Annotated in this window: 24 protein-coding genes; 4 read left to right on the forward strand and 20 right to left on the reverse strand. The window is 42.7% G+C overall.

From position 1 onward, the window contains the following. Positions 1-43 precede the first annotated feature (43 nt). Positions 44-1,750, reverse strand: a complete 1,707-nt coding sequence (locus tag A3M5_RS23830; RefSeq protein ID WP_018394449.1) for an ATP-binding protein — start codon at positions 1,748-1,750, stop codon at positions 44-46. A 132-nt stretch (positions 1,751-1,882) separates the two neighbouring features. On the opposite strand from A3M5_RS23830, the gene A3M5_RS0114255 reads away from it, so the two are divergent. Further along, positions 1,883-2,125, forward strand: coding sequence for a hypothetical protein (locus tag A3M5_RS0114255; protein ID WP_018394450.1), 243 nt, complete (start codon positions 1,883-1,885; stop codon positions 2,123-2,125). A gap of 38 nt (positions 2,126-2,163) precedes the next feature. On the opposite strand, the gene A3M5_RS25470 is transcribed toward A3M5_RS0114255, so the two are convergent. The 5 genes from A3M5_RS25470 to A3M5_RS25480 all read right to left on the reverse strand — a co-directional run bounded on the left by A3M5_RS25470 (position 2,164) and on the right by A3M5_RS25480 (position 6,567). Next, positions 2,164-2,313, reverse strand: coding sequence for a hypothetical protein (locus A3M5_RS25470; protein WP_018394451.1), 150 nt, complete (start codon positions 2,311-2,313; stop codon positions 2,164-2,166). Positions 2,314-2,641: 328 nt separating this feature from the next. Then, complete coding sequence (locus tag A3M5_RS0114265; protein ID WP_018394452.1) at positions 2,642-3,841, reverse strand: MFS transporter; 1,200 nt, start codon at positions 3,839-3,841, stop codon at positions 2,642-2,644. 303 nt (positions 3,842-4,144) lie between these two features. Then, positions 4,145-5,359 carry a hypothetical protein gene (locus A3M5_RS0114270; protein WP_018394453.1) on the reverse strand — a complete coding sequence of 405 codons (1,215 nt, stop codon included), beginning with the start codon at positions 5,357-5,359 and terminating at the stop codon, positions 4,145-4,147. 14 nt (positions 5,360-5,373) lie between these two features. Beyond that, positions 5,374-6,102, reverse strand: coding sequence for an oxygen-insensitive NADPH nitroreductase (gene nfsA / locus A3M5_RS25475; protein WP_018394454.1), 729 nt, complete (start codon positions 6,100-6,102; stop codon positions 5,374-5,376). A 6-nt stretch (positions 6,103-6,108) separates the two neighbouring features. Further along, positions 6,109-6,567 (reverse strand): small multi-drug export protein, encoded by a 459-nt coding sequence (locus tag A3M5_RS25480; RefSeq protein WP_018394455.1) that lies wholly within the window; start codon positions 6,565-6,567, stop codon positions 6,109-6,111. Between the two features lie 344 nt (positions 6,568-6,911). Between A3M5_RS25480 and tlp the strand changes: the two genes are divergently transcribed. After that, positions 6,912-7,154, forward strand: coding sequence for a small acid-soluble spore protein Tlp (gene tlp / locus A3M5_RS0114285; RefSeq protein ID WP_018394456.1), 243 nt, complete (start codon positions 6,912-6,914; stop codon positions 7,152-7,154). A 75-nt stretch (positions 7,155-7,229) separates the two neighbouring features. Here the strand turns inward: tlp and A3M5_RS0114290 are convergent, their stop codons facing one another. From A3M5_RS0114290 to A3M5_RS0114325, 8 genes are all read right to left on the reverse strand, one after another. Further along, positions 7,230-8,189: an alpha/beta hydrolase family protein gene (locus tag A3M5_RS0114290; protein ID WP_018394457.1), complete on the reverse strand. Its 960-nt coding sequence runs from the start codon at positions 8,187-8,189 to the stop codon at positions 7,230-7,232. Between the two features lie 11 nt (positions 8,190-8,200). After that, a complete protein-coding gene (locus tag A3M5_RS0114295; RefSeq protein ID WP_018394458.1) occupies positions 8,201-8,725 on the reverse strand; it encodes a helix-turn-helix domain-containing protein in 525 nt (174 codons plus the stop codon). A gap of 143 nt (positions 8,726-8,868) precedes the next feature. After that, positions 8,869-9,861 carry an NADPH:quinone oxidoreductase family protein gene (locus tag A3M5_RS0114300; protein ID WP_018394459.1) on the reverse strand — a complete coding sequence of 331 codons (993 nt, stop codon included), beginning with the start codon at positions 9,859-9,861 and terminating at the stop codon, positions 8,869-8,871. A 157-nt stretch (positions 9,862-10,018) separates the two neighbouring features. After that, positions 10,019-10,216, reverse strand: a complete 198-nt coding sequence (locus A3M5_RS25485; protein ID WP_018394460.1) for a hypothetical protein — start codon at positions 10,214-10,216, stop codon at positions 10,019-10,021. Between the two features lie 238 nt (positions 10,217-10,454). Continuing rightward, positions 10,455-12,167, reverse strand: coding sequence for a thiol reductant ABC exporter subunit CydC (gene cydC, locus A3M5_RS0114310; protein WP_018394461.1), 1,713 nt, complete (start codon positions 12,165-12,167; stop codon positions 10,455-10,457). Then, positions 12,164-13,879: a thiol reductant ABC exporter subunit CydD gene (cydD, locus tag A3M5_RS0114315; protein WP_018394462.1), complete on the reverse strand. Its 1,716-nt coding sequence runs from the start codon at positions 13,877-13,879 to the stop codon at positions 12,164-12,166. Before cydD ends, cydC begins: the two co-directional genes overlap by 4 nt. A gap of 301 nt (positions 13,880-14,180) precedes the next feature. Continuing rightward, positions 14,181-14,951: a C39 family peptidase gene (locus A3M5_RS0114320; protein WP_018394463.1), complete on the reverse strand. Its 771-nt coding sequence runs from the start codon at positions 14,949-14,951 to the stop codon at positions 14,181-14,183. A 441-nt stretch (positions 14,952-15,392) separates the two neighbouring features. Next, a complete protein-coding gene (locus A3M5_RS0114325; RefSeq protein ID WP_018394464.1) occupies positions 15,393-17,135 on the reverse strand; it encodes an alpha-glycosidase in 1,743 nt (580 codons plus the stop codon). A 212-nt stretch (positions 17,136-17,347) separates the two neighbouring features. Here A3M5_RS0114325 and A3M5_RS24855 point away from each other — a divergent pair, with 212 nt between their 5' ends. Further along, positions 17,348-17,500 (forward strand): YfhE family protein, encoded by a 153-nt coding sequence (locus A3M5_RS24855; RefSeq protein WP_018394465.1) that lies wholly within the window; start codon positions 17,348-17,350, stop codon positions 17,498-17,500. Between the two features lie 118 nt (positions 17,501-17,618). Here A3M5_RS24855 and A3M5_RS0114335 read toward each other — a convergent pair whose 3' ends face one another. The 5 genes from A3M5_RS0114335 to A3M5_RS0114355 all read right to left on the reverse strand — a co-directional run bounded on the left by A3M5_RS0114335 (position 17,619) and on the right by A3M5_RS0114355 (position 21,833). Next, entirely contained in the window at positions 17,619-17,918 is a 300-nt protein-coding gene (locus A3M5_RS0114335; RefSeq protein WP_018394466.1) for a hypothetical protein, read from the reverse strand. A gap of 123 nt (positions 17,919-18,041) precedes the next feature. Further along, positions 18,042-19,010 carry a sugar phosphate isomerase/epimerase family protein gene (locus A3M5_RS0114340; RefSeq protein ID WP_018394467.1) on the reverse strand — a complete coding sequence of 323 codons (969 nt, stop codon included), beginning with the start codon at positions 19,008-19,010 and terminating at the stop codon, positions 18,042-18,044. A gap of 17 nt (positions 19,011-19,027) precedes the next feature. Further along, positions 19,028-20,068, reverse strand: coding sequence for a Gfo/Idh/MocA family protein (locus A3M5_RS0114345; protein ID WP_018394468.1), 1,041 nt, complete (start codon positions 20,066-20,068; stop codon positions 19,028-19,030). Positions 20,069-20,083: 15 nt separating this feature from the next. Continuing rightward, entirely contained in the window at positions 20,084-21,109 is a 1,026-nt protein-coding gene (locus tag A3M5_RS0114350; protein WP_018394469.1) for a Gfo/Idh/MocA family protein, read from the reverse strand. A gap of 4 nt (positions 21,110-21,113) precedes the next feature. After that, positions 21,114-21,833 (reverse strand): ThuA domain-containing protein, encoded by a 720-nt coding sequence (locus tag A3M5_RS0114355; protein WP_018394470.1) that lies wholly within the window; start codon positions 21,831-21,833, stop codon positions 21,114-21,116. Between the two features lie 358 nt (positions 21,834-22,191). Between A3M5_RS0114355 and A3M5_RS0114360 the strand changes: the two genes are divergently transcribed. After that, entirely contained in the window at positions 22,192-22,605 is a 414-nt protein-coding gene (locus A3M5_RS0114360) for a VOC family protein (protein ID WP_018394471.1), read from the forward strand. 37 nt (positions 22,606-22,642) lie between these two features. On the opposite strand, the gene A3M5_RS0114365 is transcribed toward A3M5_RS0114360, so the two are convergent. Continuing rightward, positions 22,643-23,671 carry an oxidoreductase gene (locus tag A3M5_RS0114365; RefSeq protein WP_018394472.1) on the reverse strand — a complete coding sequence of 343 codons (1,029 nt, stop codon included), beginning with the start codon at positions 23,669-23,671 and terminating at the stop codon, positions 22,643-22,645. Positions 23,672-23,761 lie beyond the last annotated feature (90 nt).

Below are 23,761 nucleotides of genomic sequence, written 5' to 3' on the forward strand. Positions count from 1 at the left end.
ATCTCATTTGGATTCTTTAGCATGATGTCCAGACTTTGATCATTTATTCTCTCACTGCTGGAAAACTGATGGTAAACGTCGTACCTTTATCGATTTGCGAACGCACTTGGATTTTCCCTTCGTACTGCTCCACAATATTGAAACATACCATCAATCCGAGACCCGTACCGCTATCTTTCGTCGAATAAAACGGCTCGCCAATTTTCTCCATAATGCTGTCTGGAATCCCTTTCCCTTCATCTTGAATCACAATAACAATCAGTCCGTTTTGTGCACTCACCGACGTATGGATCACGCCGCCGTCATTCATCGCCTCAATCGCATTTTTAATAAAATTAATAAAGATTTGCTTCATTTGTCCGTCATTGCAGCGAACTAGACAATTTTCCTCTACATCACATTTTATTTCAATACGTTTCATGACGGCTTGTGACTGAAGGAGTATACAGACGTCGCTCAGCATTTTACCTACGTTGCACGTTTGAATTTCTAGAGAAAGTGGTTTTCCAAGTACTAATAGTTCACTGGCAATCGTTTCAATCCGGTCAATTTCCTCTTCAATAATGCTGTAATGTTCACTATCCAACGAGCCTTCTTTAGCGAGTTTTATAAATCCTTTAATAGAAGTAAGCGGGTTACGTATTTCATGGGCGATGCTCGCAGCAAGCTGCCCGGCAATACCTAACTTTCCCGATTTTATAGCGAGTTTTTGAAGCTCTTTCCGTTCTTGAATATTGCGTAAATGGACAATCGCCATATTCATATTTGTATTCGAAGCGCTATATGTGAAAGGAAAGCTAATCGTCTCCAAATCGATGAGATTGTTTTTATATGTTTTCGCTTTCATTTCTGTAACTGACAGTTTCTCACCATTTTTCACACGATTTAACCGGCTTCGAATAAGCTCATGATACGCCGGGTGAAAGAGATTGAAAATCGATTCACCTTGAAATTGATCTTTTTCACATTCAAACAACTGAGAAGCCGCTCGGTTGCTATCAACAATCTGAAAATCCGATATAATAAACATCGCATCGGGCATTTCTTTAATTAAATTTTTATAAGAGGAATTGACCAGTTGAAACTCTTCATTTAAATGGTGAATTTTTTCCTCCAGCTGTTCTTCCATCCACAAGGACGGTGGTACTGCATGGACAAGATTTCTGTAATACAAAGAGGGGATCAGCTCTGTATCCGTCATGACATACGAATGGCTTTTCATCATTTCCATATATGCACTCGTCGGCAGTTCCTGCCCGTTATATACACAAATCGTAAAAGCCCGGATCTGTTCAAGTACTTTATCAGCTTCGATTTCATAGGCTGATAATTCTTCGAGCACACAGCATATATTTTCTTTCCATCTTACTTTTGACCATATTCTTATCGGTAAATCCTGATCCGTATATAGTTTCAGTAAATCCCCCAGTGCAAGCAGAATCGTGGACATATCAAATGTTCGGTGAGTTCTGTAAAATTCATCATTGTCCGTAAAAATAATGGTATCAAGCTGCGTCTGGCTAAATCCTTTTGCCGCTAGATGCACAAGTATAGTTTCATACACGACACGGCTTTCAATTAACACCATGCCATGTTTAAGGTTAAGGCCTGTCGAAAGAAAGGAAACGGCATTTTGAATATATTTCTCATAATTTGAGTACGCATATAAAATATGAGCCCCTCGGTTCATCTCTATATTTTTTGTCAGTGCAACTTGCGGATGAAGTATTTTTTTTGCGTTTTCCACCATTAACCCCTCATTCTAACAGCCATTTTTTCTTATTTTATCATGGACCTCTTTTCTCGTATAGATCGGTTGTATTCTCTTTAACATGTACAATTCCATCAAAATCCGCTACGATAAAAAAAAGGACGTGATCGTTTGACTTCATCGAAATTCCGGCTTATCTACCGGATTGTACTCATTATTTTCGCGCTTGTCTATGGCATCATGGCGTATCCTGACGGCTGGAGCCGGTTTGCGCTTTTAATCGCTGTCATCGCTATTTTTATGACATTTGAAGATGTGCTGATGAAAAAAGCAAAAAAGCAGCAGCGTGTCGCTTTCGTCATTATTTTTGTACTCGCTTTCTTCGCGACATTTTATTTCGCTTTTCTTGCATGAAAAAAAACCGCCAGATTGTCGCATTCTGGCGGTTTTGATTATCGCTGTTGATTTAAGTAATTATTTATTTGTTTAAATAATAGATGAAGTCCGCCGCTGGCAATCGCTATCGCAAGGATGAATGTAATAAACATTATTAGAAAGAATTCCATTTCAGCATATGCCCCTTTCGCATTCTCTTGAGGCAAGTATAACTGCTCCCGATTACATGCGTATAACAGGTGGATTAAATCACATTACAGTTCGATTAAAGCGTGAAATATAACACCGTTGATTATATCCATAAAAAAAACAGGCAAGTCCCTATTGAACTTACCCGCTTTTTGTCCGGTTCATTATTGTTACAGTAAGTACGATGAGTAAAACAGTAATTCCAATAATCGTAAACATATCGCCGCCTTCTTTCTACTTTTTCTCACCATCATTGTACTTCTTTTCCCGACAACGTTCCATCTAAATCAATAAACACCTCGCCGCCAGCGAAGTGTTTGTTGATTTACTCCGTTTCCGCACACACTACTCCAGTTCCACTTGTTTTGTTTCCCGGCCGAGTGCTGCTAGTACGATGACGCCGATGACGATACTGGCGCAAAACAAACCAAAAATAAAGCCGATCGACTGGCCGGACGCAACGAGCGATCCAACGAGAAGCGGACCTAAAATTCCACCGATTCGGCCGACTGCTGCAGCCATTCCTGTGCCTGTCCCGCGAATGACCGCCGGATATTGCTCCGGCGTGTACGCATATAGCGCACCCCATGCACCAAGATTAAAGAATGATAATAACATCCCTGACACTATCAAAATCGACGTCGACTCCGCATTTCCAAACACGAGTGCTGAAGCGGCTGTTCCGAGCAAATACGTCACTAAAACAAACTTCCGTCCGGCCCGTTCAATAAGCCAGGCAGCGCTAAAATAACCTGGCAGCTGCGCCAATGTCATGATGAGCACATATTCAAAGCTTTGAATCATGCTAAACCCTTTTATAACCATGACACTTGGCAGCCAGAGAAACATGCCATAATAGGAAAACACAACCGTAAACCAGACGACCCATAGGACGAGCGTCGAACGCGAATACTTTTTCGACCAGACGTCGCTCATATTTTGTCCAATGGTCCGTTTTTCTGCTTTAGACGGTGAAAATGCTGGCGAATCCGGCAGCTTTAATCGCAAATACAACGCATAAACGGCCGGCACAGCCCCGATGACAAGCGCTGCCTGCCATCCGTATGACGGAATGACGAAATAGGAAATGACCGCTGCTAGCAGCCATCCGAATGCCCAGAAACTTTCAAGCAAGACAACGACTCTCCCGCGATCTTTCGCTGGCACACTTTCCGATACGAGCGTTGACGCCACCGGCAGCTCGCCTCCAAGCCCCATTCCGACGAAAAAACGTAAAATTAAAAAAGCAGCAAGCGTCGTCGTAAGGGCAGATAGGCCGCTCGCAAGTGAAAACATGAGCAAAGTAATGATGAATATATTTTTCCGGCCGACGCGGTCCGCGAATACCCCGAACACAAGCGCACCGACTGCCATTCCGATCGAATTCACACTGCCGATCCAGCCCATCTGCTGCGGTGTTAAATCCCAGTCTGCTTTCAATGCTGCGATGACAAACGACAGCATCCCGACATCCATCGCATCAAACATCCAGCCAAGACCCGCCACACCGAGCAGCTTCTTCTGTGAAATAATCTTTTCTGCCATCTTGTTTACTCCTGTCTTTACAGTTGTTTTTACCTATTCACTATAGACGGGCTATTTTGAAAAAACAAGCGCTTTTTTTAATCTATTATGCAAGATCATCCTTCTTATTTCGGCAGCTATCCTTCTGCAACATGATCGTCTTCAATGCTGCTGAAGCAATCAAACTATGCATAAGATACCCTTTTCGTTCTAAAATATCCGGAAGTCCTTTCTTTACCTATGCTGTACCGCTTGTATCATTCCAATGGTTCGGATCGATTTCAGGATGGATGTTCTGTGATCACGTAACATACCTTTCATCCATCAATCGAAGTGAATAACCTCTCCGTTTGCCGCATGAATGGCCGACCGACAATCCATTTGTCCGCATAATCGATACGTTTCACCATCGTATACATACACCGGTTTCATTTGTAAATAAGGCTTGATTTTTTTAAACGCTTCTTCTTTCGAAATCGATGCTTTTTCTGCTTTTTCATACTCCCCAAACTGATCATGCATCCAATTGTTATCCTGATAGTGGATAACGTCATATGAATCTTTATTGAAAAAGAGCTTCCACGTCCGCGGAATAACGGTTATATCCGTTTTGTTCATCAGTCCCACTTCGATCATTCCGTTTTTCCTCTTCATATCCGTCATTACCCACTGTCCGCTTTCTTTTGGCGAATAGCTTTGAAGAAAGCGCACGCTGTTCTCGATCACTTTGCTGCGTCCTTTTTTCGTGATCGGTTTTGTGTCCGGATGAGGCGGAAAGTGAAAAATGGTCTCTTCGTCAATCGGTGCGGGCGCGAATTGAATAAGTTTTCGTTTTACTTCCATGTTCTTTTTCGTTTTCCATTCGAACGCTTCCTTCTCATCCTCCATCGGTTCGCCGGTCGTGTTTGAAATAAACTGCTCATCGATGATGTACACCGGCAGCCATTTTTCTTCGTCTTTTGATGGTACCTCACAGAAGATCAAACGGGTAAAGGCGATTGTTTCTACATTTCCAAGTGTCAATGTGAATTCTTCTTCCTGTACCTGTCTTGGCACACTGCCTTGTACAGAGTAAAATGTGAGTTTTTTCTCGTCATCAAGCGACACATGAATCGAGCCTTCTGGAGAAAGGGGCGTCCCTTTATACGCTGTTCGAAATGAAAAGGTGTGTGTCGATTCAGTATCAATAAACTGTTCGCCGTACGTCCATCCCATTTCCTGCTCAATCCAGCGGACAATTTCATCCTTGTCACCGGTTAAAAAAGAAAGGCCCCGCTGCGGCGCTTTTCCGCCGGAGAAAATCGCTGTTTTGAGCCGGCCTGTTTTCACATCGATCTCAATTACCGCAGTGCCTTCCGGATTTAAGTCTTCTTCCATCCGATCTTCAAAACCGGGCGGCAGCCATTCCATCGTAAGCGTGTAATCTGTCTCGTTTAGATCATTTTTCTCATACGCTGTCGTCGTTGTATAACGGGTAAAGGACCCTAGACCAAATTTATCTTGCACCATATCAATCCACTGCTGAATTTGTTCATTCATATCCATTCCTCCGGTCATTTTTGCAAAAAGCCTTTTGATTTCACGAAGTCCATCATGTACGCGCGGCGCGGTTTAGATAAATAATCGGCCATTCCTTCTGTCCAGCCGGCCGACTTGTTATTCGTCGAACGATTCGCATAATAGGCACGAATAACGTCGTCGTACTCCGATAGAATTCCGTCGTATTTCGTTTCATTATATTCATTCGTATGCAAAATGGCTTCAACCGGAAGACGCGGTTTCACTTCGTTTGCTTCATCTGGCACCCCGAGCGTTAAACCGAACAATGGAATGACATGATCGGGCAACCCTAAAAGTTCGCTGATCGGATCTGGATTGTTCCTCACGCCGCCAATGTAGCAAATGCCATAGCCCTTTGACTCCGCTGCGATGACAAAATTTTGGGCAAGAAGCGCCGTATCAATGACCGAAACCATGAAATTTTCCGTCGTGCCCGCTTCAATGGTTTTTCCATGTTTTTTCGCCGCGTAATCAAGACGTTTTAAGTCCGCACAAAAAACGAGTGCACGTGCTGCTCCTATAATTTGGACCGGATTTCTTGAAAGCTCTGCCAGCTTGTCCCTTTTGTCCTGATCGGTCACGTCGACAATCGAATACGCCTGCACAAAATGGGATGTGGCCGCATGTTGCGCTGTTCCTATTAAATCGTGAAGTGTTTCATCTGAAATCGGTTCATCTTTATATTTGCGTACAGACGCATGAGATGCGAGTAAATGAAGCATATAACGTCATCCTTCCGTTTGTTTTAAGAAAAAATCAAATCCAAGCATTGTTCCAATACCAAAAATAAGCGTCCAGAGGCCAATGCTGATCGTCAGCCATAGGATTGTCCATTTTTTACCTGCTCCGAACGAGAGTCCGATAAAGGCCGCAATGTGCGTACCGATAAAAACCGGTCCGAGCAGCGCTAGTCCAGGGAATCCGTATTTATTCATAATGGCCCGCGCCCGTTCCGTTTGCTTCAACTGTGTTTTCCCGGTTTTTTGAAGCTTATTTTTTACCCATTCTTCCACTTTCTTATAGCCGAAAATGAGCATAAGCACCGTTAACATATTGCCCGTGAACCCGAGAATCATAACCCAGTACGGCGACAAGCCTCGCACAATCCCGACTGGAATAACAAGCGCGATCTCCATCCACGGAATCGCTGCCGCAATAAACACAAGCGCATACTCCAATAATTGCATCAATTTTCCTCCAATATGTATTGCTTTTACTTTAATGCACACACGTTGTTAGCGCAACCATAAGCAATTAAATGGAAGTATAGTCTTACTGCCCGTTACTCTGCGATAAACGGGCCTACCCCCTGGAATTGCCCACGTAAATAATCCGTCATTTCGAATGACTCCTAGACATTATGCAGTAAAAAAAGAATTGGTATCATCCCTCCAAAAATGAACGGACCTTTTGTGATTTCTTTTATTATCGCACTCTCCCCGTCTGTCTTTCAAAAAAATGAACGAATAAGATTATTTTAAATGGAGAAGTTATGACTTGTATGTCATTAAAAAATGAAGGAGGAACGACAATGACGCATAAGACCCCAAAACCAGATGATCGGTCAGATAACGTAGAAAAGCTTCGGGACATGGTACAAAATACGATTGGAAATATCGAAGCGGCTGAAGAAACAATGGTGTTTGCTGAGGGGAAAGAACGAGCGGCGATTAAAGCGAAAAACGATCGTCGTCAAAAAAGCATTGAAAATTTCCGCAGTGAAATCCAGGATGAAGCGGCTGATCGGAAAAACGGCTATTCCGGGAATGAGTAACATGCGCTTTTCACAGTAAATTTCAGTTTCATGAGAGATGGAGAAAAATAACTTCTCCATCTTTTTCATGACGTTTTATTCCTCTTGTGAATCGTCTGTTTTAAAATGAGCGATGAGCCATGCCTCGATTTTCTCAAGCCCCTTCTCATGAAGAGGATGCTTTAGTATGTCTTTGAAATTCTTTTTCACGTTTAAAATGCTTCTCGGTTCGGTTTGCACGCGCAGACCATGTTCCATGCTGTGAATAATGTGGTATTCACTTTTCCCTTGAACGAGGCCGTCAAGCTCCTCTAGCACATGACTTTCTAAAAGGGGATCTTTATCGCCGTGCAGTGCAAACACGGGGCACGTGACATTTTTTAATGCACGCCTCGTATCGTAAGCATCGTGCTCGCGAAACCATTTCGCTGGCTGCTTGAAAAACAACTGGACTTTAATCGTGTCTCGGTCTGAATGCTTCATTTTCTCCAACAATTTAGCGTACTGCTTTTCGTTTTTCACGTCTACTTTTAATATCCGGTTAATCCACCCTTTTAAACCTGGTTGCGCAAGCAATTCTTTGTAGGCGAGCTGGCGCTGATGGTGAAGTGCTTCCATTAAGTTATCCACACCGCCGGAGAGAAACATACAGCCAGCCGGATTCATCGTTTCAGCCAGAATGGTTGCTAAAATCGTCCCTTCACTATGACCGCATACAATTACTTTTTCCGGATCGACATTCGGGTGTTCACGTAAAAATAGCATCGCTGTTTTCGCATCGTCCGCTAAATCAGACAATCCCGCTGCCATCCAATCATCGTCCCGTTTGCCGGTGCCCCTCTTGTCATATCGCAACGTCACAAATCCTAAATCCGTTATAAAATGGGCAAGTTCTTTATATAAATTTGTTTGATATTTCCCTTTTCGATCATTCCCATCGCGGTCAATCGGCCCTGATCCGGCCAATAGAAGAACAGCTGGACAGGTTCCTTCACCTTCTGGAATGGCAAGTGTACCGGAAATAGATGGATGGATCAAAATCTCTCTTTCAATCATACGAAAACCTCCTATTCTGGAATGATAATCGTGGCCAAATTTTTCACTTTTCGCTCAGAAGATGGTTCATTCAATGAAGCTTCTTGAATAAGCGCACCGATTTTTTGAACGAGTTCTACATATTCTTCGTCCGTCACGTGCAGATTTGCGACTCGGTACCCCACTCCATCTTTCACTAAATCCACATCGCCTTTATTTAAATAATTTTCATATAATCCGAGAAGCTGTGTTGTGAACGCAAAAAACAATTCGATATGTTCTTCTTTCGACCAATTCAAAAATTCTTCTTGTGCCTCGGGCTTCTGCTCTTTTAACGCAAATACTTTTTCCACCGTTCCCCGAATTTGATTTTCCTGCACAACTTCAATGAATTCCGCTTCAAGCAGCGTGTTCATATGCCGGTAAAGCGTCGCCTGTGGAACATCTTTTATCCGTTCTGTTAATTGCTGGACGGTTAATTTCCGGCCATTTACAAGTGACTGAATAATCTTCATCCGCACCGGATGTAAAATAAGTTTCATCTTCGAATGTTTCATCCAAATCACCTCTTCACTTCATTATTATCATTTGTAATAATAATATAAATTATGAGAACAATCAACTGTTTTTATGTAAAAAAAGGCCGTCCAAAAGTCAAAGAATACATGACCCGGACAACCCTTTTTATAGCTAAACTTTTTTATATATGAACAATAACCCGGCCCCGCATTTTTCCTTTTAAGATCGTCGGCAAAATGTCAGGTAATTCTTCGAGTGAAGCCTCTTTCTGAATAAATGTTGAAAGATCATCCGACTTTAAATCTGTCGCCAGACGGCTCCAAATTGCCTGCCGCGTATCCATTGGACAGTGCACTGAATCAATTCCCAGTAAATTAACACCGCGAAGAATAAACGGAAATACGCTCGTTGGGACACTCGTTCCGCCTGTTAACCCGCTCACAGCAACAGACCCTTGCTCACTTATTTTGCTTAAAATAGCCGCTAACGTATCTCCACCAACCGGATCGACTGCACCCGCCCATTGTTTTTTATCCAGCGCTTTCACATTTCCGTTGTACACGTCGTCTCGGGAAATGATTTCTTTTGCGCCAAGTTTAAATAAATACTCTTTTTCAGATTCTTTCCCCGTGCTCGCCACAACGTCATAGCCCCTGCCTGCTAACATAGATACAGCAAAGCTACCTACTCCTCCAGTGGCGCCCGTCACAAGCACCTTTCCTTGATCAGGTGATAATCCGTTATCTTCTAACCGCTGCACAGATAAAGCCGCTGTAAACCCGGCTGTACCAAAAATCATTGCTTCTTTTAATGACAATCCTTCTGGCAAAGGAACGACCCAGTCAGCAGGGATTCGAGCGTATTCACTATATCCTCCAAAGTGAGATACACCAATTTCGTAGCTTGTGGCAATCACTTCGTCGCCTTTATGAAAACGAGGATCTTCCGATGAGACAACGACACCCGCTAAATCAATTCCCGGGACCATTGGATAGGATTGAACGATTTTTCCATTTGGAATGCTGGCTAGTCCATCTTTGTAATTAACACCGGAATACGCCACTTTAATGAGTACTTCCCCATGCGGCAACTCATCTACCGTCAGTTTTTTGACGTTAACCGAAAAATTATTTTCCGTTTTATCGACCATTAATGCGTTAAACGGTTTACTCATTTGAACATCCCCTTTTTTCGCTGTACGTTGATGATAATGAATTATTCCGATCAGTCAGAATAATTATATCAATATTTTACTTATTGTGACGAAGATTTTCTCGCATGCAAAAAAGACTGCCAGGAAAATGCCGGCAGTCCTTCCATTAAAGCTATTTTTAATTAATCGTTACCCCAATATCTGTCTCTGTCATCATGTCGATCATGTCGATCATGTCGATCGTCCCGTCTGCCGTCTCTATATCTCGGGTAATATGGATAGTACGGCGGATAAGGGAAAAATGGAAAGTACGGGTAATAGGGTATTCTCGGGTATCGATAAGGATAATGATACGGCTGTTGTGTTTCAATTGCATGCTCTTCAAAATCTCCATAATCCGGATAGTCCTGTTGGGCTGGCAGCGCGAACTCGTCTTCAGGATGTACATGATGATCGTTCAAGATAAAAGCCTCCCTAAGATTTTTCACTTCCCTCATACCTTATTCAAAGCACCTCGTCATGGTGTACATATCCTTTCTTTTTTCAAAAATTTCATGCCGTTGATACCCCAAGATCGCTGCAATACGACCCGGTTCTGCCTTTTATAAAAGATGTTACAAAAACACACTTTTTTCAATTTGCTTCATCTCATAAAAATAGCCTTTTTTATTCATTAATTCATCAAACGTTCCCGATTCAATAACAGATCCTTTTTCCATGACAATGATTTGATCCATTTTCTCAAGCCCTGTCAATCGATGGCTGACGAGAATGAGTGTATCATCTTTGGCAGCCTCGAAAAGCTGATCATATATTTGTTTCTCTGTTACTGCATCAATGGAAGACGTCGGTTCATCAAGCAGCCAGACATGAGCGCCTTTCAACATAGCCCGAGCAATGGCCATCCGCTGTTTCTCCCCGCCAGATAGATTCTCTCCTTTTTCAAAGACTGGATCCTCTAATGAAAACGAGTCAAGCCTTACATTTAAAAGCGCTGTTTCCATTTCTTGATCGGTTAGTCCGTCTTTTGCGATCATCAAATTTCCCCTGATTGTACCGAAGAAAAAGTGGTTTTCCTGCAAAACGACATTCGTGCGTTCCCAAATACTTTCCTGCGCCAATGAATCAATTGGGCTACCATCCAAACGAATGTCCCCTTGATCAGCCAAATACACGTTTAACAAAAGCTGCAGCACCGTCGATTTTCCTGACCCACTTGGCCCGACAATCGCTGTTTTCGATCCGGCCACAATGTTCAGCTGAATGTTTTCAAGCGTCAGCCTTTTTTCCCCTGGAAACGTAAAGGACACACCGTCCATTTCCATTGAATACGCTTTTTCCTTAGAAAGCTGATCAGAAGATCCTTCTTCTTCAGATTTGCCTTCTACTATCGAAAACAATCGGGCCGCCGCATGTCTGCTCTCTTCTAAATGGGCTGGAAATAAAGCCATTGGCGTCGCATTTTCAAACACAGTGAGCGAAATCATTACAAGCATCGCCAAAAACAGTCCGGCAAGCTCCCCTTCTGTGACAAGATAGGCGCCGAGAGCGAGCACAAACCAAGAAATCATGAGTGCCACCAGTGTATTGACCGACTGGTTAAACACTGCATGAATTCCTTCTCTCTCCTGCCCGTCCACATACAAATCGGCTGACTTCCCCAATTGCTTTTCCTTCCCATCAAGCTTCTGGTAAATTTTCAAATCACGAAACCCGTACAAAAGCTCCGTAACGTCTGTTGACAAGGCACCTCGATCTTCACGAACCTGGCTATCTATTTTCCCCTGTCTTAACGCAAATAGAGCCGGCACAATAAAACCGGTTAAAATGAGTCCTGCAAACAACGTCAACGCTACGTAAATGGAATAAAACGTCGTAAAGAAAATCGTACTTAAAAAGACGATAAAAAGCACAATCGGCGGATAAAAGACACGTAAAAAGAAATTTTGCAAACTCTCCACGTCACCGACGATTCGAGCCAGCAAGTCGCCGCTCCGGTATTTCTGAAAAATACCCGGTGCAAGGGGCACCAATTTTTCATAAAACGACACTCGCAAATTACTTAAAATCGTAAATGTCGCCCGGTGGGAAAAATAGCGCTCCGCATAGCGGCTAATTGATTTCGCCACTCCGAACATTTTCAGCGTCGCCGTCATGATCGTGATGATATAAAGCGGCGGGGCAAGGGCTGATTTAGATATCATATACCCGCTCATCGCGAACAACCCGACAGATGTTAGCCCAGCAAGAACACCAAACAAGATCGAATATAGAATATCTCGTTTCTCTGCCATCATCAGCTTGATAACGACCATTACATCCTTCATATAACCGCACCCCCTTGCTGCAATACCATTTCTCGATACTCCATGCTCGTCTTCATCAATTCAGTATGTCGTCCTGAAGCGACGATTTCTCCCTTTTTCAAGAAAAGAATCTGATCTGCATTCTTGATTGTATGCAGCCTATGCGCCACAGTGATGACGGTCGAATGTTTGGCCAGTTCAGCCATTGACTGCTGCAGGATGCGCTCCGTTTTCAAATCTAAACCAGTCGTCGGCTCATCAAATAAAATGATGGACGGCTGTTTTAAAAAAGCACGTGCTAGCGCTATCCTCTGCTTTTCCCCACCAGAAAGGCCGCGTCCCGCTTCGCCAATTGGTGTGTCATAGCCGTTTTCAAGTGATTTAATTAAATCGGAAATGCCTGCTTTTTTCGCAGCCGTTTCAATGTCTGCTCGTGATGCCCCCTTCGCACCGCCGATCGCAATATTATCCGCGATCGTTCCGGAAAATAAATACGGGTGCTGCGAAATGTAGCTTAGCTGATCGAACCATGATGTTTCGCTGTAATCTGAACGCGGTCGCCCATTCACGAGAACATCGCCTTCAGATGGATCAAACAAACCCGCAATTAAATGAAGAAGTGTCGTTTTCCCTGAACCAGTCTGCCCGACAATCGCCATTTGCGCATTTGGTGGAATCGTGGCTTTTATATTTTTCAATGAAAAACCATCTCCATATTGAAAGGAAGCATTACGCAGTTCAATCGAAGGAATGGATACTTCCGCTGTGCCCCATTTGACCGGCTGTTCCGTTTCCTCCAGCTCATCCATCACTTTTTTCGCCGCACCCATGCTGCCTCGTCCTGTATGAAACGCACTGCCTAGTTCTTTCAACGACAAATAAAACTCCGGCGCCAGCACAAGCACAAAAAAGGCGGTTGAAAAAGCTATGCTTTCAAAAACAACGAGCCGGAGCCCTACTTCAAGCGCAATTAAGCCGATGCTCAGTGTAGAAATAAACTCAAGCATTAACGTCGAAACGAATGCAATTTTTAAAATGGTCATCGTTGCATCACGAAAATCAAGGCTGCTCTGTTCAATTAAGTCGCGCTGTTTTGCGGCGCGGCCAAACAATTTCAACGTCGTCAGTCCTTGCAATGTATCTAAAAAGCGGCCTGAAAACGCAGCTAATTTATCGAGCTGTTCTTCTGATTTTGCCTTCGTTTTCATACCCACAATGATAAAAAACAGTGGAATAAACGGTGCGGTAATGATCATAATTAATCCGCTGTACACATGCTCGTACAACACGACAGCCAAAATCATGAGCGGCACAATGGATGTTTGAATGACTTGTGGAATGTATTTGCTGTAATAGCTATCGATCTCATCAACCGCATCCATCATAACACTCACTTTGCCGCCGGACTGTCCCGCAAGTGCCGATTGAATCGGATTTCGCGTCATCTTTTCCAGAAGCATTCTTCGCACTTTCCGCTTTACGTTCGAGGCCATTTTCACGCCGGTCCGACCGTTTAAATAGGAGAGCACTGCACGCAGCAGCATGACCGCAAGCAAGCCCCATAAAAGCGGCTTAATATCCTCAAATGACTGTTCTTTTAAAAACACGCCATCGACGATCGTTACAAAAAAGTAAGCTTGACCAATCATCATCGCACCTGTTAAAACAGATGAAACGAATAAAAAGGCCGTCATCGCCCTTTGCTCAAATGCCCATTTCCGAAGCATATCCATGTAAATGCTCCCACCTTATTGTTATTAATAATAGTGAATAACCTCACAATCTCTATTTATTATAATAGATACGATTGAAAAATACTCGTTCCAAGGAGCGGATTTTCATCTCCATTTTCACATTTTGTCCATCATATCATCCTTCCATAGACGGTCCGAATAAACAGTTTGTAAAGTGGATAAAAAAAGCCTATTTTTGAACGAATTGTTCAAAAATAGGCTTTTTATGATATTTCCTTTAAAAAATATTCCCCTGAATGCCTTATACATACCTGTCTAAATTAAAAATAACCTGTTTTATTCATTGCACATACGTAATCGCTTGCCTGCCCATTTGTACCCAGGCGTCGATGAAATCTTGTTTCGCTACTTTTTTATTTTTCGCTCCGGTTAATGGATCATTAAAGAAAACATAGTCCGCATCATAGCCCGTCACGACGACAGAATGTTCCCGGTACGTAATATCAATTTCTCCTGACGGGGTTTGCCACGTTTCGAATTCTTCCGCTGGCAATGTCTTGTATCGTGAGTTCGTAATGATCCAGACTGGCTTCCCGTTTGAGATGGATGTTTCAATTTCACTAAACTCTCCACCGGTCATATCAATGATCCGACCTGGTAAATATTGTTCAGCTAACTCTTTAATCGGAGCATGATACACGCCCAAACCCGGATTGTCAAAACTATACATATCACCAACAAACCCCGTATTCGGATGGCCGAAATAAATTACTCCATTTTTCTCTTCATACGCAGTTGGATCTCGTTTGATCCGCTTGGCAAGTTCCATTTTATCCGTTGAAACACCCGCATGCTGCAAAAGCATTGCCAGGCCGGTCACTTCACATCCTCTTGGAAGCTCCGGTAGCTGCTCGATCAGCGGAACGTCCAAAAGTGCTTGTTCTTTCTTTCTCATTTGAACAGCTTCCAGTTTTTGTTCCGGTTCTTTCTTCTCTCCCTCTGCTACTTGTACAATTTGAATTTTCTTATCCTGTGTCGCATACAGATTAACACCGAGTACAGCGAAGAAGAGAAAAAGAACAACAGCCCCGATCTTCTTATACGAATACACGCATCGTACCCCCCATATAAGATTCTGTGACTATTATCTCATATGAATTGAAATTGCACAGCCATTTTATTCTTAAAAGAACACATGAAAAAAGCCTGCACCGGCTTCGGTATAGACTTCTCTCATTCCCACATATTGCGGGACTTCGTGGAGAAGATCTGCTCTTTATATCCAACAGTCTTACTCTGCTTTACTCAGCAGCCACCGCCAAATATACCGATCGACGACAATGTTCTTCGTTCGTTCAAGCAAATCGTTCTTCCTGTACAGTTCATACAAAAAAGAAATGATCACTCATTTCTTTTTTGTATGTCTGTATTTGCTATTTACCCGCTATGTAAACGATGAAACCGCTTTTATAAATATTGTTTAACTATTTTTCCGATCATGCCGAAAAAATACAGTGGCTAAATACTATATTCAGCGAATGATGAATCGAATCTAGTTGCGTGAGCTGGAATAAAGAATGATGAAGCCTTTTTGATTGATCGTTGATGTATATTCTGTTAGGAATGAATTTGTCCAGATTTCAGTCGCTCCCCGGAATTCTATAGGAATATGCACTTCAACCGGTTGATCTGTAGGGTTAATCATAAATAACAGCTGCTCACTTTCGTTTTTTCTTACATAACTAATAACAGATGGATGAATATTGATGAAAGTAAAATCCCCTTCATTGCCAAACGCACGTATTTCTTTCCGAAACGCGATTAGCTTTTTTACAAAGTTAAATAAATCAAGGTCTTGCTCTTCCTCATTCCAAATCATGCATTTACGGCAATCAGGATCTTGTTCTCCCGTCATCCCAATTTCATCTCCGTAGTAAATACACGGTGTTCCTAAAACGGAAAATTGGAATAGGTACATTAATTTCAATCGTTCCTTATTTTCATTTGCGGTTGTAAGAATCCTCGGTGTGTCATGACTGCCTAATAAATTGAATGCAACTTCATTAACGGACAATGGATAAGACTGCATTATATGTACGACTTCATGTTTAAATTGATCGACTGTCCGTTTTTCTCTTGCAAAAAAATCAATCATCGTATCGGAAAAGCGATAATTCATCACCGCATCAAATTGATCTCCTTGAAGCCATGGCATTGAATCATGCCAAATTTCGCCTACTAGATAGATATCGGGCTTCAACGTTTTTACCGTCTGCCTGAATTCCCGCCAAAAATGGTGACTCACTTCATTCGCAACGTCAAGACGCCATGCATCGATATCAAATTCTTCTATCCAATACTTGGCTACATTGAGCAAGTACTTTTTCACTTCAGGATGTTCTGTATTTAGCTTCGGCATTGCTTCCTCAAAACCAAAGGCATCATAATTCAAATTCCCATCTTCTTTAAGTGGAAATTTACGAATGTGAAACCAATCTTTATAAGAAGACTTTTCTTGATTTTTTACAACATCTTGAAATGGTGCGAAACAATAGCCGCTGTGATTAAATACAGCATCGAGCATTACCCTTATTCCTCTTTTATGGCATTCTTGAACGAGTTTCTTCAACAGCCTCTTATCACCAAACTGAGGATCAATTTCTAAATAATTCGTTGTATCATATTTATGATTTGTTTCCGCCCTGAAAATAGGTGTAAAATAAATACCATTTATTCCGAGATTTTCTAAGTAGGTAAGGCGTTTGATAATACCTTGAAAGTCACCGCCGAAATAGCTTTCCTTTTTCGGCTCTGCTCCCCATGGCTGTGTATCTCGATGATTTATGCTTGGCTCACCATCTTCAAAACGTTCCGGAAAAATTTGATACCAGACTGTTTTTTTCACCCAATCTGGCGCCCTAAATATATCGATAGCATGCAAAAATGGAAAACTGAAATAGATGGCGCAATCTTTAGGCGCCTCATTGTAAAATCCTCTTTCTGTATAGAAGACCGATCTCTCATCGTCTACACATTTGAAACCGTAACGAATACGCCGGCAAGATGGCTTAAATGCTGCGAACCAATAATCAAAAAGCTCATCTGATCCCGCGTGTTTCATCTCTTTTGTTTTATACTGCCACGCTTCATCTTTCCAATTATAAGGATCCCCATATAGTAAAATAACATGCCTAAGATCGTTCTTTTTGGACCTTATTCGAATGTGCACGGCCTCCTCATCATACAAATAGGCAAAATTATTCTTCGGTCGGTGGTAGATCGCTTCTTTCAACATAGAAATACCTCTTTCAAAGGATTCTTCAACTCCCCTTTCAAAGTATTGTTCTCTAACAGAGAAAATAATTTTCAAGGTAACTTACGCCAGTACCAACAGCATTTACTATCGGTTTTTTTGAATTAATACTTTTCCTAAAACAAATAGTAATACCGAACAAAAGAAAGAAAAACAAGTACGTTATGATTGAATTTGGAAAGGAGAATGGGAAAATGGATGAAAAAAAAGCGCCGAAAGATCGGATGACTGGCAACAATAATAAACTGACTGATACACAAGAGGTTTTGTATAATCATGAATTTAAAAAAGCAGATGCAGCTCGAAAAGACAAGAGTAAGGGGATAAACGGGAAAAACCAATTATAACGAGAAAATACCGCCGGATGCAGAGCTCTGGCGTGAATACGTATAAATGGATCAACAGTAATGGCGAAGCAGTACTTGTAAATAGCACTAGAAGTCGAAGTAAAAGCCCTGGAATTCGTTAAATCCAGGGCTTTTCTTTTGAGCTGGTATTACGCTTTTCTTCATCTTTATCTTTTTCATCGTGTGTCGGATGTGCTCCAGGGTATTTCCTCGGGAGGTTTTCATGAAGATTTCGGTATTCATACGTAAAAGCACTCACATATTGTTGGCCATCCTTCCATGGAGTGCTCTTATTTTCAACCGGTTCGTTTTTACCCTGTGGGGCACCATATGCTCCTTCAGGTAATTCCTCAGCTGTTAAGAAATTTCTTTGTTTTTCTACGTTCGATAACTCTTTATAATCCCTTTTATTTTCCACGTTAACACCCCTTCATTTTTTTATAATGTATCCTAAAATGAAAAGGGCTATAACGATCATTCAATTTTCTTTCTTACCAAAAGAGCAAAGTCGGGATTAAGTGAAACTGCATTCAGTGAGGGCTTAAGCCCACCACATCTCGCCTGCAGAATTATGGATTAAAACGTCGTTTAAGTTTTTCACAGCACGGGCAAATCCTTCTTCAATCGACATGAGCGGATCTTCATGTTCAATGCTGACGACGTAGTCATAGTTGTACATGCGAAGAGTGCTCATCATATCTGACCATTCTTGCAAACCATGCCCGCATCCAACGCTGCGGAACGTCCATGCGCGTGTTCGTACATTTCCATACGGCTGCATGTCGGTCAACCCGTACATGTTGACATTATCTTGATCGATATACGTATCTTTTGCGTGAAAATGATGGATCGCACCCGCTGCGCCAAGAATTTTGATCGCGGCAACCGGATCAATTCCCTGCCACCACATATGGCTCGGATCAAAGTTCGCACCGATTGCGTCATTCGTCGCTTCCCGCAATTTTAACATCGTATACGGTGTATGTACGAGGAATCCGCCGTGCAGTTCTATACCGATTTTCACATTATGCTGTTTAGCCAGTTCCCCGATCTCTTTCCAGTATGGAATTAGTTTATTTTCCCACTGCCACGTTAATACATCATTGTATTCCGCCGGCCACGGTACGACTGGCCAATTCGGCTGTTTCGCTTCATCTGAATCGCCAGCTGTTCCGGAAAATGCATTGACGACCGGTACGCCAAGAAGTGAAGCCAGTTTAATCGTTTTGCGGAGCACCTTGTCAGACTCTTCTGCAAATGCTTTATCCGGTGTAAGCGGATTGCCATGGCAGCTAAATGCACTGATCGACAGTCCGCGTGATGTGACTGATTCTAAATAGTTGTGACGTTTTTGTTCATCTTCTAACAGTTCATCAAGCGGACAATGTGCATTGCCTGGATAGCAGCCTGTACCAATTTCAACAGCATCAAGGCCTGACGCTTTTACATGATTGAGCATCTCTTCAAACGATTTGTTTCCAAATAATACAGTAAATACACCAAGTCTCACGTCCATCGCTCCTTCATTTATCGCTTTATTTGAATACTGCGGCCGATTTTTGCACTTTCATAAACCGATTCCATGATGCTTGAAACGAACATCGACTCATACGTATCAAAAAGTGGAACACATTCACCAAGGCAGCACTGTACAAAATGCTCCGCCTGCAAAATTTCAAATGGCCTGTCTTCCGGCATCCATGTAACGTCCTTGTTCAGCAAAACACCATTTTCCGCTTTATTAACACGCAGTGGAAACACATCCAGCCCGCCTTTCGTTCCAGAAATACTGATTGTCTCCTCATCCTGCAAAATATTTGCGGCCCATGATGTTTCGAGCATAACCGTTGCGCCGCTTTCGAGACGAATAAATGCTGTCGCATGGTCTTCCACTTCAAATGTTGCCGGGTTAATCGTGCCCCACTCGTTCACCAAATCTTTTTGCATACTTAAATGATTGTATGTTGTACCGCTTACTTCCGTCGGTTTTGAACCGCCGGTCAGCCAGAGGGCCAAGTCAAGCAAGTGACAGCCGTAGTCAATTAATGCGCCGCCGCCTTGCAAGTCCCGGCTTGTAAATACGCCCCATCCCGGCACTTTCCGGCGGCGCATTGCTTTAATACGAATGACGAGCGGTTCGCCAATTTCACCGCTTTCTACAATTCGTTTTGCCGCACGTGCTTCTTTCATAAAACGGTAATGGTAAGCGATTGTAAGCACTTTGCACGACTTTTCTGCCGCTGCAATCATGTCTTCACACTCTTTTGTATTCAGTGCCATTGGTTTTTCACACATGACATGAACACCGGCGTTCAGTGCTTGAATCGCTGCTGGTGCATGAAACTTATTCGGCGTTGTGATGAGAAGCGCATCAATTTTCTCCAGCATGTCATCAAGATCCGTGCATACATGTTCAATATTGAACGTATTGGCTACGTCTCGTGCCCGCTCTTCGTTTATATCCATGACAGCTATGATTGACGCTTCTTTTACATGATGGAACGCTGGAATATGTCGTCCTTTCGCAATTTCACCGGTTCCTAAAATACCGATTTTTAACTTTGTCATGTTCTACACCTCTACTTAAATGGGCACAATTTGTTTTTTCTCATGTGAGTCTAATGCGGCAAGAATGACAGCTAGCGATTTTTTCCCTTCCTCTCCGTTCACTAGCGGCTCGCTGTCATTTAAAATACTTTCAACGAAATGTTCAATCACTTGTGTACTCGTCTGTTTGCCTTCGGCGTTTGATTGAATGGCGCCTAAACTGTGACGCTCGCTGTTGCCATTTTTATATTCGATAATAAGCGAATAATCCGGATCATCTTCTAGACGCATGATGCCGTTTTCTGCATAAAATACCGTCGAGTTGTCTTCTGAACCGTTATACGCCCAGCTTGCCGCAAGTGTACCGATAATGCCACTTTCTGTTTTTAAAATGCAGACCGCATTGTCATCGACGGTTGAGTTTTGTTTTGCAGATGTTTCAACAAACGCTGCCGCTTCCACAAATTCTTCACCGAGCAAATAGCGGAGTAAGTCTGTTTTATGAACGCCTAAATCGCCCATAGCACCGATAAATGCACGTTCTTTATCAAAGAACCAGCTGTTTGATCCGTCCGCACTCCAACTTTCTGGACCACCATGGCCAAATGCTGTGCGGAAACTATAAATTTTACCGAGATTCCCGCTTTCAATTATGCTGCGCGCTTTTGAATGAGACGGGACGAAGCGCTGATTGTGCGCGATCATCAATTTCTTGCCGCTCGATGCAGCAGCTGCAATCATCGCATCTGCTTCCTCAGCGGATGTTGCCATCGGTTTTTCACAAAGAACATGTTTGAAGGCTTCAAGCGCAGCAATGGAAATCGGGGCATGAAGCGCATTTGGTGTACACACACTGACGACGTCCACTTCTTCCTGCTTCAGTAACTCTTTGTAGTTTGTGTATGCTTTCGCGTTATATTCATTCGCAAATTCCTGCGCGCGTTCTGTCACAATGTCACAAAAGGCAACGAGTTCAACGTTTTCGTTCATCGCATACTCTGGAATGTGTCGGTGTTTTGCAATACTTCCGCATCCGATCACGCCTACTTTAATTTTTGCCATGTCTTCAATCTCCTTTTAACATTTCGATTGGTTTTGCATTGCCGTAAACCGGACGCTCACGCTTCACCGGCGCAGCCCATTCCACTGCATTTTTAATGATCGTTTGGACGTGTTCATTATAATATGTAGGGTATGTTTCATGCCCTGGTCGAAAATAGAAAATTTTTCCATTACCACGTTTGTACGTCATGCCACTTCTAAACACTTCGCCTCCTTCAAACCAACTCATGAAAACAAGCTCGTCCGGCGCTGGAATATCGAAGTGTTCACCGTACATTTCTTCCTGCTCAAGTTCAAAGTATTCACCGATACCTTCTGCGATCGGATGTGCTGGATCGATCACCCAAATTCGTTCTTTTTCGCCTGCTTCACGCCACTTCAAATCGCATGTTGTGCCCATTAATGTTTTGAAAATTTTCGAAAAATGTCCGGAATGGAGAACGATTAGCCCCATGCCATCCAGTACGCGCTGCTGTACTTTTTTAACGATCTCATCACTCACTTTCTCATGTGCGGCATGTCCCCACCAGATTAATACGTCTGTACTGTTCAACACATCTTTTGGCAATCCGTGTTCTATTTCATCTAGTGTAGCTGTTTTAACGTTGACGCTGTCCGTCTTTAAAAAACCAGCAATGACTTGATGAATGCCTTCTGGGTAAATTTTTTTTGCAAGCGGCTTTGTCTTTTCATGACGGTATTCGTTCCAAACGGTCACATTCATTTGATCGCCTCATTCTCTATTGTTTTTTATGACTGGCGCTCGTCATTGTGTAGCATCGGCTGCTTCACACGTATCACCGGTTGTCCTCCATATACTGTATTCCCCATCGTGAAGAAGATCACTCATCGATTATAGCGTTCACCCATTCTTTCTTCGTACTTATTATTTTGCCGCACTATCTAGAAACTCCTTTAATAATTTGTTTCTATCGCGAAGAAATACACGCTGATCACTAGAATAATGATGCTATAACGCACAAACAACGGTACACGTTTCACAATAAATTTTCTGTTTGATTTTTGACGCAGGAATGAACAGTCCATTATAGTAAGTGTATAAACAGGAAGGTTTGGTTTCTTTGAAAGGTCAAGTAACACCCTATTTAACATTTGACGGCAATGCGAAAGAAGCGATTGATTTTTATGCAAAAGCATTTGGTGTAGAGGTTCAGGGAGTCCAAAAATTTGGCGAAGCGGATTTTCCGACACCACCTGAAGCAGCAGATCGCATTATGCATGCCCGCTTTGGCAAAGGCGATTTCCTCGTCATGGTATCAGATGCGTTTTTAGGACAGCCGGTAAACATCGGAAATAATGTATCACTTGCTGTCACGTTTAACAGCGAAAAAGACATTCAATCGGTGTATGACGCACTTAGAGATGGCGGAATCGCTCATATGGAACTGCAAGATACATTCTGGAACTCGAAATTCGCCAAAGTGCAGGACAAATTCGGCGTTATCTGGAATCTCGACTTTCCAAAAGCAGAATAAAACGCCGGCTTCATAACCGCCGGCGTTTTATTCTTCCTTACAAATTCACCGTCCGCTTCTCTTCACTGCTTTTTATCGCTGCTTCAATGACACAGATCGTGTTCACACCATCTTCTCCTGACACCGGGCAGTCCGCTCCGTTTCGTATGCAGTCGTAAACACCTTTATAATAGTTTGCATATGCTCCCGGTACTGTAACGATCTTTTCTTCACCGCTTTCTGTATAAAGCGTTCCATACAATTCTATCCGGTCCCTGCCCCAGTCTGCACCTTCTGGCAGCTTGCCTTCTTTCAACTCACTTTCCTGACCATCTTCTCCATATTTAATAAACGTTCCCTTCTCACCATGTACTTTATACTTTGGCCCCTGTTCAAAAGCCAGCAACCCGCAATGTAAAATGGCGCGCTTTTCCCCATACGCCAAAATAATATGGAAATAATCATCCGTTTCCCCACCTTCGCGCTGCACTTGCACATCCGCTGTCACTGAATCTGGCATACCAAATAAATAGAGAGCCTGGTCAATTAAATGAGAACCAAGATCATACAACATCCCAGCCCCCGGCTCGGCTTTTTCGCGCCAGCCGCCGACAAGCACTGGACAGAATCGCTCATATCGCGCTTCATATGTGTTTATATCGCCAAGTACACCGTCGTCTATTAACTTTTTCACTGTCAAGAAATTCCCATCATAACGGCGGTTTTGATACACGCTCAGCATCACACCGTGGTCCTCTGCAAGCTGCACAAGTTCGTCCCCTTTAGCCGCTTCAATGACCATCGGCTTTTCAATAATGACATGTTTTCCCGCTTCAATACTGCGTTTTGCCATATCAAAATGAAATTCATTTGGAGTCGTAATAATGACAAGTTCCACGTCCGCATCACGGATGACCGATTCGAAGTCATTTGTCACTTCCTTATCCGGAAAATCTTTTTTCACCTTTTCTTCATTTGAAGACATAATCTTCACAACTGAAAACTCGTCCATTGTTTTCATGAATGGTGCATGGAACGTGAACCCTGAAAGGCCGTAGCCAATTAACCCTATTTTTATTGATTTCATACTGTTCATTCCCTCCTTTTTTTAAAATAGACATGACATTATAAAACTAGTTCAATTTCACATGAATGATATAGTATAATGACAATTATG

The organism is Bacillus sp. 37MA, from assembly GCF_000372765.1.
Taxonomy (GTDB): Bacteria; Bacillota; Bacilli; order Bacillales; family Domibacillaceae; genus Domibacillus; species Domibacillus aminovorans.